General features: G+C 57.7%; 13 protein-coding genes. 4 read left to right on the plus strand and 9 right to left on the minus strand.

Translation table 11 applies throughout. The features are described 5' to 3' along the window. Positions 1-84: 84 nt before the first annotated feature. From ACR0DX_RS00390 to ACR0DX_RS00400, 3 genes are all read left to right on the plus strand, one after another. Positions 85-657 (plus strand): lipid-binding SYLF domain-containing protein, encoded by a 573-nt coding sequence (locus tag ACR0DX_RS00390; protein ID WP_170354336.1) that lies wholly within the window; start codon positions 85-87, stop codon positions 655-657. A 169-nt stretch (positions 658-826) separates the two neighbouring features. Continuing rightward, positions 827-3,289: a penicillin acylase family protein gene (locus ACR0DX_RS00395; protein ID WP_170354337.1), complete on the plus strand. Its 2,463-nt coding sequence runs from the start codon at positions 827-829 to the stop codon at positions 3,287-3,289. Between the two features lie 108 nt (positions 3,290-3,397). Then, positions 3,398-3,793, plus strand: coding sequence for a nuclear transport factor 2 family protein (locus ACR0DX_RS00400; protein ID WP_170354338.1), 396 nt, complete (start codon positions 3,398-3,400; stop codon positions 3,791-3,793). A 3-nt stretch (positions 3,794-3,796) separates the two neighbouring features. On the opposite strand, the gene hflX is transcribed toward ACR0DX_RS00400, so the two are convergent. The 4 genes from hflX to trkA form a co-directional block, all read right to left on the minus strand. Next, positions 3,797-5,068, minus strand: a complete 1,272-nt coding sequence (gene hflX, locus ACR0DX_RS00405; protein WP_480844840.1) for a GTPase HflX — start codon at positions 5,066-5,068, stop codon at positions 3,797-3,799. Continuing rightward, complete coding sequence (gene hfq / locus ACR0DX_RS00410) at positions 5,068-5,307, minus strand: RNA chaperone Hfq (RefSeq protein WP_005982826.1); 240 nt, start codon at positions 5,305-5,307, stop codon at positions 5,068-5,070. Before hfq ends, hflX begins: the two co-directional genes overlap by 1 nt. A 126-nt stretch (positions 5,308-5,433) precedes the next feature. After that, the gene (locus ACR0DX_RS00415; protein WP_170724254.1) at positions 5,434-6,972 is read right to left on the minus strand and encodes a TrkH family potassium uptake protein; all 1,539 of its coding nucleotides are present in this window, start codon (positions 6,970-6,972) and stop codon (positions 5,434-5,436) included. Beyond that, a complete protein-coding gene (gene trkA, locus ACR0DX_RS00420) occupies positions 6,972-8,348 on the minus strand; it encodes a Trk system potassium transporter TrkA (RefSeq protein ID WP_170724253.1) in 1,377 nt (458 codons plus the stop codon). The genes ACR0DX_RS00415 and trkA overlap by 1 nt, the downstream gene beginning before the upstream one ends. 96 nt (positions 8,349-8,444) lie before the next feature. Here trkA and ACR0DX_RS00425 point away from each other — a divergent pair, with 96 nt between their 5' ends. Further along, a complete protein-coding gene (locus ACR0DX_RS00425) occupies positions 8,445-8,924 on the plus strand; it encodes a hypothetical protein (RefSeq protein ID WP_170354342.1) in 480 nt (159 codons plus the stop codon). 12 nt (positions 8,925-8,936) lie between these two features. Here ACR0DX_RS00425 and ntrX read toward each other — a convergent pair whose 3' ends face one another. The 5 genes from ntrX to dusB form a co-directional block, all read right to left on the minus strand. After that, positions 8,937-10,346, minus strand: a complete 1,410-nt coding sequence (gene ntrX, locus ACR0DX_RS00430) for a nitrogen assimilation response regulator NtrX (protein ID WP_170354343.1) — start codon at positions 10,344-10,346, stop codon at positions 8,937-8,939. Next, positions 10,343-12,631: a sensor histidine kinase NtrY-like gene (locus tag ACR0DX_RS00435; protein ID WP_170354344.1), complete on the minus strand. Its 2,289-nt coding sequence runs from the start codon at positions 12,629-12,631 to the stop codon at positions 10,343-10,345. The genes ntrX and ACR0DX_RS00435 overlap by 4 nt, the downstream gene beginning before the upstream one ends. Before the next feature lie 99 nt (positions 12,632-12,730). Then, positions 12,731-14,098: a response regulator gene (locus tag ACR0DX_RS00440; RefSeq protein WP_170354345.1), complete on the minus strand. Its 1,368-nt coding sequence runs from the start codon at positions 14,096-14,098 to the stop codon at positions 12,731-12,733. A gap of 34 nt (positions 14,099-14,132) precedes the next feature. After that, a complete protein-coding gene (locus ACR0DX_RS00445; RefSeq protein ID WP_170354346.1) occupies positions 14,133-15,200 on the minus strand; it encodes a two-component system sensor histidine kinase NtrB in 1,068 nt (355 codons plus the stop codon). After that, positions 15,197-16,180, minus strand: coding sequence for a tRNA dihydrouridine synthase DusB (gene dusB / locus ACR0DX_RS00450; RefSeq protein ID WP_170354347.1), 984 nt, complete (start codon positions 16,178-16,180; stop codon positions 15,197-15,199). The genes ACR0DX_RS00445 and dusB overlap by 4 nt, the downstream gene beginning before the upstream one ends. Positions 16,181-16,260: the final 80 nt, after the last annotated feature.

The raw sequence follows: 16,260 nt of genomic DNA on the forward strand, positions 1-16,260 counted from the left end.
CGTGACACGCAGAATCAATCGGCGTATCCTTGCAGATAAGATCGGGAACACCCGACAATTCAGGCAGTTATACAGAGAAAAAACATGAGCAGTTCCAACTCCCCCCGACTAAGCCGTCGTGGCTTTGCCATTGGTATGGCTGGCCTGACCCTGACTGCCGCTTGCGGCAACGGTGTCGGCAATTCGAACGCAGCCACGATTGATGCGCGTGTCGATGCGACCTTGACCGAAATGTACGCGCGCTACCCCAACACGGTTGAGATCGCAGAAAAAGCCAACGGCATGCTGGTCATGCCGCTGATAACAGAGGCCGGATTTGTATTTGGTGGCGGATATGGCCGCGGCGCACTGCGTATCAACGGCGCCACTGTCGATTACTACTCGGCAGTCAAAGGCACCGCCGGGTTGCAGATCGGGGCGCAGCAATATGCACATGTCCTGTTCTTCATGACGCAAGACGCGCTAAACGATTTCCGCCGTTCCAGCGGTTGGACCGCTGGAGCCGATATCGGCTATGTGGTCAGCGATCAGGGCGATAGCCTTTCGACCGACACAACAACACTGCGTTCACCCGTGTTGGCTGCTGTATTTGGCCAAGCCGGCCTGCAGATTGGCGCCACCGTAGAAGGCACGAAATACACACGGATCATTCCGTAAGACCCGAACCGGAGACCCCCGGTTTCGCCCCGCCCTGACCCCGGTCAGCGGCGGGGTTTGCGTTTCGTAACGGCGCAGTGGAACAAACTGCCCGCGCTGCTCTTTCGGTTCGCGATGGGTTCCTTTACTCTTGCGCCATTCGACGGATGAACAGGAAATTGGACCGCAGATGGCTATAGTATTTCGCTGGCTGGTGCGTATCGCATCGGGCCTCGTTCTGTTAACTTTGGCCGCTGTCCTGCTGGTGTATTTTCTGGCCAGTCAATCCTTGCCGGAATACGATCAGACGGTCGAAGTTCAGGGCCTGACAGCCCCAGTCGAGATCGTCCGCGACACTGCAAATGTTCCTCATATATTGGGTGCGACTGACCCGGATGTGTTCTTTGGGCTGGGCTATGCGCATGCTCAGGACCGGCTTTGGCAGATGACCGTTCTGCGCAGAACCGCACAGGGGCGTTTATCCGAGGTTTTTGGCGCACGCACCGTTCACATCGACAAACTGTTGCGCAGACTGGACCTGTACGGGCTGGCCCATCGCTCGGTCACGGTTCAGGACGACTATACCAAAGCAGCCCTGCGGGCGTATGCCTCGGGGGTAAACGCACGTCTGGCCGAGATCAACGAAAGCGCGTTGGGTCGCGGCGCACCCGAGATGTTCCTGTTCAACGCGCCGGTCTCTCCTTGGCAACCCGGCGACAGCCTAGCGGTCATCAAGCTGATGGCATTACAACTGTCTGGACATCTTGAGGATGAGGTGCTGCGGGCGCGCACATCGCTAATGCTGAACGATGCCGAAAGACTGGCTGATATTTTACCCGATGTTCCGGGGTCGGGGATCGCAGCCCTACCCGAATACGCAGCTTTGTTTCCCGGCGTTCCCCGCTACGCGGCGGGAACCCCAAGGCCCGATACCCCGTTATCCCCATTTCCCAAGCGCGGACTGGCCGGAGCCTCCAACGCCTGGAGCGCCGCACCTTCACGTTCGGCCATCGGGGGCACCTTGCTGGCCAATGACCCGCATCTGGGCTTTACAGCGCCAGGCATTTGGTATCTGGCCCGTCTGCAACTGGCCAAGGGTGGCGTGATCGGTGCAAGTATCCCCGGCGTTCCGGCAATCATGACCGGGCGCAGCGATCGTCTGGGATGGGGGCTGACATCGTCCTATCTGGACGACCAAGACATACATATCGAACAGCTCAACCCCGACAACCCTGAAGAATACCTGACGCCTGACGGTTTCAAACAGTTCCGCAGCCGTCCATCGATCATAGAAATAAAGGACGAAGCGCCCATTACACTGACCTTGCGCTGGACAGAGAACGGACCTGTCCTGCCCGGCAGTGACTTTGACTTGGGAACCATCACGCCTCCGGGGCATGTAACGTCGTTGTCGTGGACTGCGCTCAGCGCGCAGGACACCTCGATGTCTGCTTCAATGGCGCTGATGAATGCGGACACAGTGCGACAGGCGATTGACACGGCCGAGCTTTTCATTGCTCCGTCCCAGAACCTTTCGCTGGTCGATACGGATACCATTGGTATGAAACTGATCGGTGCGATGCCCCGCCGCGACCTGCGAAACCAAAGCCGGGGACGCATTCCGACACCAGGTTGGCTGAACGAGAACCGCTGGCAGGGACGTCTGCCCTATGGCGATAACCCCGAATTCGTGGCCCCTGCAGGCGGTATCCTGGGTAATACCAACAACAAGGTCATCAACCGCCCATTTCCGAGACATGTGTCTTATGAATGGGGCGATACCCAACGCATTCACAGATGGGAAAGGCTGATGCAATCGCGCGAGGTCCATACGCGCGACAGCTTTATCGAGGCACAGCTGGACACCGTAAGCTTCACTGCCCGGTCCCTGTTGCCGCTGATCGGGGCCGATTTGTGGTTCACTGGAGCTTCGGCTCCCGAAGGTACACCAGAACGGCAACGTCAGATTGCACTTAATTTGCTGGCCGAGTGGAATGGCGAGATGAACGAACATCTGCCTGAACCTTTGATCTATGCGGCGTGGCTGCGGGCGCTTCAGATCCGTTTGATTTCGGACGAATTGGGGCCGATTGCGGCAGAGTTTAAACATGTCGAGCCGCTGTTTATCGAACGCGTCTATCGGAACATTGATGGCGCGGCGGTCTGGTGCGACGTTCGGCAAAGCGCACCAACGGAAACATGTAGTGATATGGCCCGCCTTGCACTGGATGATGCGCTGATCTGGATCACCGAGAAATACGGCGGTGCGCTACAATCCTTACGCTGGGGCGATGCGCATCAGGCGACGCATGATCACCCGGTTCTGGGCTCGGTCCCGGTTCTGCGGTTCTTCGTCAATATCCGCCAATCCACCAGCGGCGGCGACAATACTTTGCTACGCGGGCGCACCTCGGGCGAAGGGCCGGACCCGTTCCAGAACGTTCATGGTGCAGGATATCGGGGCGTCTATGATTTTGCCGACCCCGACAGTTCGGTCTTTATAACGGCAACCGGTCAGTCGGGTCATTTTCTATCCCGCTATTATGATGACCAAGCCCAACTGTGGCGCCGCGGAGAGTATATTCCGATGTCGCTGGACCTGGATCTCGCCCGCGCGGCTGCGGTCGGCGTTACCAACCTGATCCCGCGCTAATTTCCCCTGTTCGGCAAGACCTTGCCCCTTTTTTCAGCTTACGTGGACGAAAGCGGTGGTTTTGCCGTACCCTCCCCTAAGGCAAAGACATTTGGTTTGGGGGTATTTATGGCCAGCATTCGGGATAGGTTGAACAATCTCGCGCGCGATTATGCGATTGCCTGGAGTTCAGGCAACCCTGACGAAGTGGCGCGGTTTTACGCTCCTGACGGGCAAATCACGATAAACCGAGGAGAGCCGATTGTCGGACGGGCCGCAGTTGCTGAAATGGCGCGCGGGTTCTACGCAGACTTTCCTGACCTCGAGGTGCGCTGCGACATGATGCGATGGGCAGGAAGTCACGCCATCTTTGTTTGGACATTGGAAGGTCATCACGCGCAAACCGGCAACCATGTCATCGCCCGCGGCTGGGAAGAGTGGGAATTGACCGAGGACCACAAGGTGAAAACCTCGCTGAGATGGTTCGACGCCGACGATTATCAACGCCAGATCGACGGGAAATAACGCCTAAAGCGCTGCGAATTGCGCGGCTTGCTTGTCCGTCCATAGAACGGTCAGTACGAAACCATCCTCGGTCTGTTTTTCGGCCCGAACCACGTCCTGACGGAACAACCATGCCCGCTTGTCCCCCTCGGCATAGCCCAGAAACAGCGTCATTTCGTGTCGAACGCCTTGAAGCTTGGTCGCGATGTCGGCCAAAAGCGGGCCAACCCCTTCTCCTGTGACCGCCGAAATCGCGTAAACCTCAGGGTCACGATCCGCACGGGCAACAGCTGCTTCGCGTTCCTCGGGGTCCAACAGATCAATCTTGTTCCAGACTTCCAGACGCGGGCGGTTATCCTCGACCCCAAGAGACGTCAGGATGGTTTCGACATCCTGCGCTTGTGCTTCAGTCTCTTCGTGGCTGATGTCGCGGACATGGACGACGATATCGGCACCCAGAACTTCCTCTAACGTGGCGCGAAAGGCAGCCACCAGCTCGGTCGGCAGATTCGAGATAAACCCCACCGTATCCGACAGGATCACCTCGGGACCATCAGGCAGTTCAACCCGGCGCATAGTTGGATCAAGCGTGGCAAACAGCATGTCTTTGGCCATCACTTCGGCACCGGTCAGACGGTTGAACAAAGTGGACTTGCCCGCGTTGGTATAGCCCACCAGCGCCACAATCGGATACGGCACCTTGGCACGGGCCGCACGATGCAGGGTGCGGGTTTTGACAACTTTCTGCAATTGCCGCCGCAGGCGAACAAGTTGTTCGTCAATCGCACGGCGGTCAGCCTCGATCTGGGTCTCACCCGGACCGCCGACAAAACCCAAACCGCCCCGCTGGCGTTCCAAGTGGGTCCAGGCGCGTACCAGCCGTGTCCGTTGATAGCTGAGTGCGGCCATCTCGACCTGTAGAACCCCTTCACGTGTCCGGGCGCGGTCGCTGAATATCTCGAGGATCAGCCCCGTTCGGTCGAGGATTTTGACTTTCCACGCCTTTTCAAGGTTGCGCTGCTGGACAGGCGTCACCGGACCGTCGATCAGCACCAATTCGATCTTGTTGTCATGCAGCCGCTCGGCCAGTTCTTCGATCTTGCCACTGCCGAACAACAAACCGGCCTGCGCCCGCGGCAAGCGCACAATTTCTGACCCGACCACGTCAAGGTCGGGCAAAGCAGCGGCCAAAGCAACCGCTTCTGCCAGCGCCGGTTCAGGGACACGGCGCTGTTCATCTGACTTGATTTCCGGATGCAGCACCCAAGCGCGGGTGCGCGTCCTGTCATGTTCCATCAAGAGGCGTCTTCGCCCTCATACAGGTTGATCGGCTGTGATGGCATGATGGTCGAGATCGCATGCTTATAAACCAGCTGCGACTGTCCGTCGCGGCGCAACAACACGCAAAAGTTATCAAACCACGTGATCACACCTTGCAATTTCACACCGTTGATCAGGAAAATTGTGACCGGGACCTTTGCCTTACGTACATTGTTCAGGAACGCGTCCTGCAGATTCTGTCTGTCCGAAGCCATATTTTTATAAACTCGCCATTGTTCTTGCTACGCGCTGCGGACCAACGCGCTCCCTCTGGCAGAGTATGGAGTGTCGTTAACCGAGTTTCCAGATGAAAAATCAATCATTAACACGAGTGTTGATTCTCAGTCCCGCCACAAGGACGGTGTGATCAAGGCGATAATTGCCAGCGTCTCAAGCCGTCCAATCACCATGGCCGCGCACATTGTCAGCTTTGCGCCCCCCGATAGATCAACCAGTCTGATGGGCACGTCAGTCGCCAATTCGATCAGAGGGCCCGTGGTGCTGAGGGCGGCAACTGTCAAAACCATCGCCTGTTCGAACCCCGCGCCCATTGCTGCCAACAACATGTTGAACAATGCAGCCGTCAACGCGAACATCATCAGAAAGATCCACGCAATAAAGGCGCCGTCGCTTTGGATGCGCTTATTTCCGCCCCCGACCCCGCTAACAGAAGACGGGTAGATCAGCCTGTCGATCTCGCGCGCACCGTTCAGGTAAAGAGCAAACACACGCAGCAGTTTGACCCCTCCGGCTGTGGTCGCGACACCACCACCAATCAACGCGATTCCCAACAGAACAAGGCCCGGAGTCCCCAACCCCGACAACTGTTGCGCATCGTTCCAGTTTGCACTTTCGAACCCAGCGGTGGTCAAAAAGGACAATACTGTGAAAACCATCCCCCAGATCACACTGAGCGCTTGAACCGGCGTCAGTTGGTTGCCGATTTCATTCACTCCGGCCCAAACGCGGGTGAACAACAGTGCGGCGACAGCGACAACGATCACAAGGCCGATCCGGAACTCGGGGTCTTTGTCCAACCGCGAATACCCGGTTGTTGCCGTATCGGTGGAAAACGTCAGACGCGACAACGCGAAGAAAAGGAACAGAAAGATGATCGCCTCACCAGTTATCCCAGCCTGCGCTCCTTCCAATCCCCCAACCGGAGAGATACCCGACGTCGCCATCGTGGACATCGCATGACAGATCGCGGTCAGACCGGTTTCCCCGGTTATCAGCAGCAACAAACAGATCACCAGCGTTAACCCGGCATAAACCGGGGTCAGCGTCCGGGTTACGCGGATGAGACGGCCACGCGGATCAACACGTTCACTTTGCGCCACGCCTGTCACAGGACGTCCCGGCTGACCACGTGCCGTAACCTCGAACCCGCCCAGCGACAACGGCGCAAGAATGGCCGCCGCCGAAATCCACATCAGCAACCCGCCCATCCAGCCCACTTGGGCCCGCCACAGATGCAAAGGGGCGCTCAACCGTTCGGGGTCAGGGAAGATATCCGCGCCCGTGGTCGTCATCGCGCTAACCATGTCGAAATAAGCATTCAGAAAAGTCGTGTTCCCCATCGCATCATGCAGCGGGACCGCTAGAAACAGCGGCAGCACCGTGAAACAGGCCAGCAGCACGGCCAATTGCCCAAGAGTCCCTCGGCGAGGAATACGATTGGATGAGGCCAACGCAATCGTGGCCACCACGAACAAACCCAGTAATCCAGAGTAGAAGAACGACCGCGAGGTATCGTGGTCATTCAAAGCCAGCGCATAAGCCGCAGGTATCCACATCGACACCGCGGCGATGCCCCAGATCAGCAAGAACAACGGTAAGCGCCGCACCAGTCCGATCTGATGTGCAACAACCCGCGCCATCAGAAGAAATCAATCGAAACCTGCATCAAGCGCTCGACCTCTGGCACATCCTTGGCCATCGCAAAGATCGCGACCACGTCTTTTTCCTCGATCCGCAGACTGCCCGAGGGACGCACCAACTCATCGCCCTTGCGGACCGCACCCACCAGAACACCTTCGGGGAAGTCAATGTCGCGTAGCCTTTGCCCGGCCATTGGAGAGGTCGAGAGGACTTCGGCCTCAATCACTTCGGCCTCGGCGTCTCCAATCGAATAGACCTGCCGCACCCGTCCGTGCCGGATATGGCGCAGGATCGAACTGACCGTTGTAGCGCGCGGGTTGATGTATGCATCAATGCCAAGCGGCCCCATCAGCGCAACCATGCTGGGGTCGTTGATCAAAGCAATCGCCAATGCGCATCCTTCAGCTTTGGCTCGCACGGCAGCCAGCATGTTGGCGCGGTCGTCGTCCGTCACGGCCAGCATGGCATCCGCCCGTTCGATCCCGGCCTCACGCAGCAGCGCAGCGTCCAGACCATCGCCGTTCAGAACAATTGTCCGTTCCAATGCTTCGGCGGCTTGTTCTGCACAACTGCGGTCCCGCTCGATAATCTTGGCGCGTACACGACTTTCGCGTTCTTCCAATGTGCGCGCGACTTCCAGCCCGACATTGCCGCCTCCAACGATCACCACGCGATCCTGTTTCCTTTGTGCTTTGCCGAAAACCTCCATCGTGCGGTCCACGTCTTTGACATTGGCAAAGACATAGCATTCGTCACCAACGAACAGCTGATCTTCGGATTCCGGCGCAAACAACGTACCCTCGCGCCGCACCCCGACAACGATGGAACTGAGGGTCGAAAACAGATCCGTCAGCTGCCTCAGGGGCGTGTTCACGATCGGGCAATCCTCATCGATACGGATGCCCAAAAGCTGTGCCTTCTCATCCATGAACATCTCGGTATCGAAAGCCGAAGGCGCCGAAAGGCGGCGCATGGCGGCAGCGGCCACCTCGCGCTCGGGACTGATTACGACGTCTATAGGCAGGTGATCCCGACGGTAGAGATCTGAGTGAATAGCTTGCAGGTAGGATTTTGACCGCAAACGCGCGATCTTGCGCTGGATTGAAAAAACGGAATGCGCCATCTGACAGGTGACCATGTTCACCTCGTCCGAATGGGTCGCGGCGATGATCATCTCGGCGTCACGCGCACCTGCCCGCTCCAAGACATCCGGGTAGCTGGCAAAGCCGGCAATGCCCTGAACGTCCAGTGTTTCAGTAGCCCTACGGACAAGGTCGGGGTTATTGTCCACTACCGTCACGTCGTTCAGTTCGCCCGACAGATGCCGTGCAATCTGCCAGCCTACTTGGCCCGCGCCGCAAATGATGACCTTCATATCGTGGGCCCTTCTGCCTGAACGTTTTGAATGACAGATGGTCCCGAAGTGGTCAATTGAATTGTAAAATCCCTGAGGTCAGGGCATTCTAAGTCCATGAAAACAGTAATTCGTTTACTCATTCCTTTGACAGTCCTGACCGCATGCGGGCCATTGTCGATGTACTATCGCGAGGGCGAAAGTGTATCGCGCGTGCAGACCGAGACGACGCAATGTCAGGTGCAGGCCCTGAATGATGCGCCAGTCGCCAATCAGGTTCGTCAGGGACCGCCGACTTATTGGCCCGGACGAACATATTGCGACAACCGCGGCCGATGCCACCGCACAGGCGGCTGGTGGCAACCTGGTCAGATCTACACAGTCGATGTCAACCAAGGCCTGCGCAACACGGTCGAAGCACAGTGCATGGCTGCCAAAGGTTATCGCCCGATCAGCCTGCCGCCTTGTAAGCAAAGCGTTAAAAGCCGCGTGCCCGCCGTTCGTACAATCGAACTACCACCCCTGAGCACCGAGTCCTGTTTCGTCAAATTTGACGATGGCTCTTTCCAGATCATCACACCTGGCCAGACGGGTTAAAGACCCGGCGGATTATTCCGCCGGCTCAGGTTCGTCAATCTGCGCAACCCGCGCACCCGACTTGTTCGATGTCACAACGCCCAACGACTTCAACTTGCGATGCAGCGCGCTGCGTTCCATCCCGACAAAGCTGGCGGTGCGACTAATATTGCCGCCAAACCGGTTGATCTGCGTCAGCAGATATTCACGCTCGAACGCCTCGCGCGCCTCGCGCAGCGGCAGAGTCGCCAGTGCACCCGACAAAACCACACGACCGGAGTCGTCGGATTTTTCATCCTCGGTCGGCAGTTCTCTGGCCTCAATCGGGCCGGTCCCATCCCCAAGGATCAGCACACGTTCGATCAAGTTCTTCAGCTGACGCACGTTGCCCGGCCAGGTCATGGTTTGCAGCAAAGCCACGGCTTCATCCGAAATCTCGCGCACCGGCAGACCCTGAGACTCATTGCACATTTCTATGAAGTGTTGCGCCAGAACCGGAATGTCCTCGCGCCGATCCTCCAACGAGGGCACGTCAATCGGAACAACATTCAGGCGGTGATACAGCTCTTCGCGGAACCGTTCTGCCGCGATTTCTTCGTCGAGGTTCTTGTTGGTTGATGAAATGACACGCAGATCCACGCGCACCTTGTCTGACCCGCCAACACGCTGGAATTGCTGATCGACCAGCACCCGCAGGATCTTGGACTGAGTCCCCAACGGCATATCGGCAACCTCGTCAAAGTAGACAACACCCCCATGAGCCTCTTCCAGCAATCCGGATTCGACGCCGCGCTCTGATGATTCTCGACCAAACAGAACCTCTTCCACACGCTCTGGTTCGATACCGGCGCAATTGACCGTCACAAATGGTGCGTTTGCCCGGTTCGAATGGGCGTGAATGTACCGCGCTGCGATCTCTTTGCCGGATCCGGCAGGACCGCTGAGCATGACGCGACCGTTCGACTTGGTCACCTTGTCCAACTGTCCCTGCATCGCGCGGAACGAGGCGGACTTGCCGATCATGTCGGAATTCGTGACCTCCTTGCGCTTGAGCGAGGCGTTCTCGCGGCGCAAGCGCGAGGTTTCCATCGCGCGACGGATAACAACCATCAACTGATCAATGTTAAAGGGCTTTTCGATAAAATCATAAGCCCCCTGCTTGATCGCCGCGACGGCGATCTCGATGTTCCCGTGACCCGAAATGATCACCACGGGCACATCCGGATTGTCGCGCTTGACCGCCTTAAGAATGTCGATACCGTCCATACGGCTGTCCTTCAGCCAAATATCCAGAATCAGCAGACCCGGCGGCTCGGAATTGATCGAGGCCATGCACTCGTCCGAGTTGCCAGCCAGCCGGGTTGAATAGCCTTCGTCCTCCAGAATGTCGGACACCAGCTCGCGAATATCGCGTTCGTCATCTACGATTAGAATGTCACTCATCTTTGGCCTGCTTTCAGTTTGTTTGTTTTAATTGCCTGCTTTTGTGGCGCCGAGGATTGGGGGAAATTGCCCCCGGGCAACCGGATCACGGCCATCGCGCCAAAATGGTCCTGCCCGTCAAATACCGGTGCATCTTCCAAAGTCAGTGCACCGCCATGTTCTTCGATTATTTTCTTAACGATGGGCAGGCCAAGGCCCGTCCCCTCGTCTCGTGTGGTCACATAGGGCTCGAACAATCGCGCCCTGTCTTCCGGTAAACCTATTCCGTTATCTGCTATCGTTATCACCGTACCTGCGTCATCGGGCGTCACGTCCACTTTTATCTGTGGCTTCAGATTGTCGGGGGCGCCCTTTCTTTTCAGCGTTTCGATAGCTTCACCCGCGTTTTTGATCAGGTTCGTCAAAGCCTGATTCAACATCGTCGCGTCCACATCCAGTTGGATGGGCTGGTCTGGCAAAGAGGCCAGAATCTCGACATCCGGTTGTCCCGATTGCTGCAACAAGACCGCTTCTTGCACCAGCTCGACAATGTTTTCCTCGCGCCGCTCGGGTTCGGGCATCCGGGCGAATTTCGAAAATTCGTCGACGATCCGGCGCAAATCATTGGTCTGACGCACGATGACATCCGTCATCGACACCAATTTGTCGCAATCCTCTTCATCCAGCTTGGTCGAGAATTTGCGTTTGATCCGTTCCGCGCTCAGTTGGATCGGGGTCAAAGGGTTCTTGATCTCATGCGCGATACGACGCGCCACGTCACCCCAGGCTGCCAACCTCTGCGCGCTGACCAGATCGGTTACGTCGTCAAATGCAACCACGTATCCTTCAAGTCCACCGTCCTCGCCGCGGCGGGTGGCCATACGCACCAACAGGTTTTCCAAGCGCCCTTTACGGGTCACCTTGACCTCACCCTGAACCGCTTCCTGACCGCTGTCCTTCAGCGTTTCGAACAGGGGAAGGAATTCAGGAACGGCAATGCCGATGGCCAAGTGTTCTTCGCCACGCGACCAGTCCAGCAGCCGTTCAGCCGAGCGGTTCACGAATGTTACGCAACCATCCGGATCTACGCCGACAACCCCGGACGTGACCGAGCTGAGAACCGAGTCAAACAATCGCCGGCGGCGTTCGATTTGCCGCGTATTCTCAAGAAGGGTATCGCGCTGCCCTTTCAACTGCCGTGTCATCTGGTTGAAGTAACGGCCCAGCATCGCGATCTCATCATCGCTGGCCTCTTCAATCACCTGAACGCTCAGATCACCCGCACCAACCCTTTGGGCCGCCGTTGTCAACCGCCCCACCGGGCGCGAGAGGCGCTCGGCAAACCACATTCCCAAAGACATCGCAGCAAGGATCAAAATGACCGCAAAGCCAAGATATAAAAGACCGAACTCGAACAGAACCCGGCCCCGGTCGCTTTCAAGCTGTTGATAGAACTGTGCCGTTTCCTTGGTGTCGTCCAGCAAGGTCAGCAACTGCCCGTCGACTTCGCGACTTACATAAAGGTATCGATCCAGAAAGGCGCGCAGAGGAACCAACGCCCGGAATTCGCTGTTCTGCCAATCTGCAATGATCAAAAGGCCCGTATCAGCGGCTTCGACCAGTTGCTCTGGCGTCGGAGCTTCGTAGTTGAACAGGTATGACCTGTCGCCGCGCGATTTGATCTCGCCACTGCCGTCGATAACATAAGCCTCGCGCAGACCACGCTGAATCTGAGATTGTCCCTGTGCCAACACAGACCGCAATTCGGCGTCCGAGATGTAGAAATCCACTGCGCGTGAATTGTCCAAGAACCGCGCAAGAACTGTGGCGTCCTGCGTCAAGCCCTCGCGGTGCTCTTGCTCGTAAGCTTCGGCGGCCGTGAGAGATGAGCCCACAACCTGCCGAACACGGTCTGAAAACCAACCCTCAAGCCCGATGTTCACCGTCAATCCGGCGAAGATGGCAACTGTCACGGTTGGAACCAACGCCAAAAGCGTAAATGCGCCGATCAGTCTAAGGTGCAGGCGCGAGCCCGCGGATTTCGCGCGCCGTGCCGCAATCAACGTACCGACCTGACTGAGCACAAGCGCCGCAACGACCAGTACATAGACCAAGTCCGCAAGCAGGATGAGCCGCAGAGTTGGTGCAGAAGCCCCAAGGTCAAAGGGGCCGATCACAAGATACGTCGCCAACGCCAAAGCAGGGCCCAGAAGAACCAGACCCAAGGTGCTAAAATTGCGCAGCTTTCGGGATTTTCGCCACCGATTAATCGATAGGATCAGCCCGCTCTGTGCTCGGGATGCCACCGTCTGCCCTCATCCTGATGCGCCGCTTTCGCGGCTAACCGCCATATTTCGTGGTCCTTGCCGGGTCAGAACCCGGATGCCACGCTTTGTGTGGCCATATTACATCAGTTTGCGTCTGCGTGTCACCTGAATATCGAGGTCTGTAATCTTTTTCCGCAGCGTATTCCGGTTAATCCCCAGAAGATCAGCACATTTTGCCTGATTCCCACCAGTTGCATCCAGCGCCAGTTCGATCAGCGGGGCTTCGACCTCGCGAAGAATGCGTTGGTAGAGACCCGGAGGTGGCAGCAAATTGCCGTGCAGATCAAAGTACCGCCTCAGATGACGCGCAACCGACGCCGATAGTTTTTCGCGTTCGCCGTCACCCAGAACAGGTTCAGCCTCGGGCTGACTGCCCAGCACCATCTCAACCTCGGCTTTCGAGATTTCATCGGCGCGGCTGGTCAGGCTCAGGCGGCGGATTGCGTTTTCAAGCTGCCGCACGTTACCCGGCCAGGAATAGCGTCGAACCAGTTCCACCGCGTCAGCGCTAAGCCAGCGCTTGGTGCCGTGCTCACGTTCTTCCCGTGCCAGAAAGTGATCGGCCAGCAAGGTGATGTCATCAACCCGTTCCCGCAATGCCGGCACATGAATGGTCGCACCGCACAAGCGGTAATAGAGATCCTGACGCACGCGCCCACTCTCCATCGCCTCGGTCAGGTCGGACTGGCTGGTTGCCATAAAACGCGGAACGTGATCGCCGGGCGTGTCCATCATGCGCACGATACGGGCCTGCAGTTCATCCTCGATATCTGCAATTTCATCAATCAGCAACGTACCGCCACGCACACGGGCCATCACCCGCGCGGGGCCTTCCAGATCCCGCAGATCGGCCGCAGTTGCAGTTACAAATGGCAGCGTCCGACGATCCGAGAAGTCATGAATTGCCCTTGCAATCAGCGATTTACCCGTTCCACTTTCACCAGATATCATGACCGAAAGATCAGTGTTCATAACCCGTGCAACCAGCCGATAAAGCGCTTGCATTACCGGTGTCCGTCCGACCAAAGGCAATTCTTCCGGACGCTCGTCGACAGGTTCCGCCACCTCGGTTTGAACGCGTTGCTTCTGCTCCAACGCGCGCGCAGTGCGCTTCATCAAATCCGGCAGGTCAAAGGGTTTGGGCAGATAATCATAAGCATCCGCCTCGGCCGCCTGAATTGCCGTCATGATCGTATTTTGGGCCGAAATAACAATGACCGGCAAACCTGGACGGTCCTGAGCGATTTTTGGCAGCATTTCTAGACCGTTGCCGTCCGGCATTACGACATCCGAGATCACCACATCCCCCTTGCCCTCACCAACCCAGCGCATCAGCGTGGTCAGCGAAGAGGTCGCATGCACCTTGCATCCTGCCCGCGTCAGGGCCTGTGTCAAAACGGTGCGGATCGTGCGGTCGTCATCTGCGACCAGAACTGTTCCATCCATTTGGTGCTCTCCTTAAGCTCTTTCCGGCTTTGTCTTACGTTGCATCCTTCGGTGCCCGCCTCAGCGAAATGCGAAACACCGTACGGCCCGGCACCGAGTCGGCGGAAATCCAGCCGTCATGGTCCGAGATGATCTTGCTCACCAGCGCCAGCCCGAGGCCGGTGCCGTTTTCCTTGCCCGACACGAACGGGTCGAAGATATCGCTACGGATTTTCTCGGGCAGGCCCGGCCCGTCGTCGATAATCTCGATCTGCAATGGCAGGGAATGGCCCGAACCATCACTGCGCCGAAGTCGGAAGGAATGTTCGAAATACGTCCTGATGCGAATTATTCCACCTTTGGGATCAGCAGCTTCAGACGCGTTTTTCAACAAGTTCAGAATAACTTGCAGGAATTGATCCGGATCACCATAAGCCAGCGGCAACGAAGGGTCGTATTCCTCGATGATTTTCATATGCGCGCCGAATCCCAGCAAGGCCGACCGGCGTGCGCGGTCCAGGACATCATGAATATTCACTGGCTTGAAATCAGGCTCCGACAGGTTTCCGAACTGCTCGACCTGTTCCAACAGCTTTACGATACGACGACTCTCAGCGACGATAAGGTCTGTAAGTTCAAGGTCTTGCTGTGAGATATTCATGCTCAGCAGTTGCGCCGCACCAGTGATGCCGGCCAGTGGATTCTTGATCTCATGTGCCAGCATCTCAGCCATGCCGATCGCCGACTGCGCCGCCGATTTAACGGTATTGCCCCGCGTCATCCGCCCTGCCAGTTCTCGCGGCGAGATGATCATGATCATTGAACCCGGATGGCCAACCAATGGTGCAATCTGCAGCGCGCATTGCAGCGGCGCACGATTGCCCGAGCCCGCATCTACATCATTCACGAACAAGGGTGTTCCCTGCGCCCGCGCGCGCTCGAACGCCTCTTCCAGTGGCGCGTCGACCGCAATCTGATCCCAAACCGGGTGCCCGATCACCGATTTACGCGAGGCATTCAGGAATCCTTCGCCGGCTGAATTAACGTCGGATATCCGATCATCGCCATCAATTATGAAGGCCGGTACCGGAAGCGAAGTCCAAATACTCTGGTCTGAATTCATGCGACAGCCTCCGCCTCAGTGCTTAAGGCGTCACCCAGCAGGCGGATCACCTCATCGGTATCGCGAGAGGTAAGAACGGCGCGGCGCAAGGCTGCTGGCGTACCAGCCTGATCCATATACCAACCCAGATGTTTGCGCGCGACGCGCAGACCCAGATCGCTACCGTAAAAGCCAAGCATCGCCTGATAATGCGCGCGGACCATCTCGATCAGGTCCTCGCCCTGAGGCACCACCGGCGCAGGCGCGCCATAGAGATCGTGGCAGACTTGCGCCAGGACCCAGGGCTGACCCTGAGCGCCCCGCCCGATCATGACGCCATCCGCGCCTGACTGATCCAACGCGGTTCCCGCTGTTTCCGTATCCACGATATCCCCGTTTGCGATGACAGGGATATCGACCGCCTCTTTCACCGCGCGGATCGCCTGCCAGTCCGCCTGCCCTTTGTAGAACTGACAGCGCGTGCGCCCGTGGATTGTCACCATCTGCACCCCTGCCTCCTGCGCGCGCCGCGCGACGTCCGGCGCATTCAGTAATTTGTCGTCCCACCCCAACCGCGTTTTCAGCGTGACCGGCACATCAACCGCCGCGACCACCGCCTCGATCAATGTCAGCGCATGATCCGGCGTTTTCAGCAGCGCCGAGCCGGAATAGCCATTCGTGACCTTCTTGGCCGGACACCCCATGTTGATGTCGATCACCCGCGCGCCCCGATCAGCGACCTGCCGGGCGGCCTCGGCCATCCAATGCGCCTCGCGCCCGGCTAGTTGAACGGCGGTGTTTTCCACGTCGGCCGACAGCTCGGCCCGTTCGCGCACGCCGGGTTTGGCCTGCACCATTTCCTGGCTTGCAACCATTTCACTGACCACCATACCCGCGCCAAAGCGCATCACCAGATCGCGAAACGGGCGGTCGGTGATTCCGGCCATCGGGGCCAGCAGAACTGGCGGGGTCAGGTCTTTGTCTGCGAGTTGAAGAGTCAACGTGCTTAATCCTTGGGCAGTTGCGACTTAGATATCGAATTGAGCGTATATGAACAACAAAACGGCAGCTGGAAAGCCCG

It is taken from the genome of Ruegeria sp. D3 (assembly GCF_056534465.1).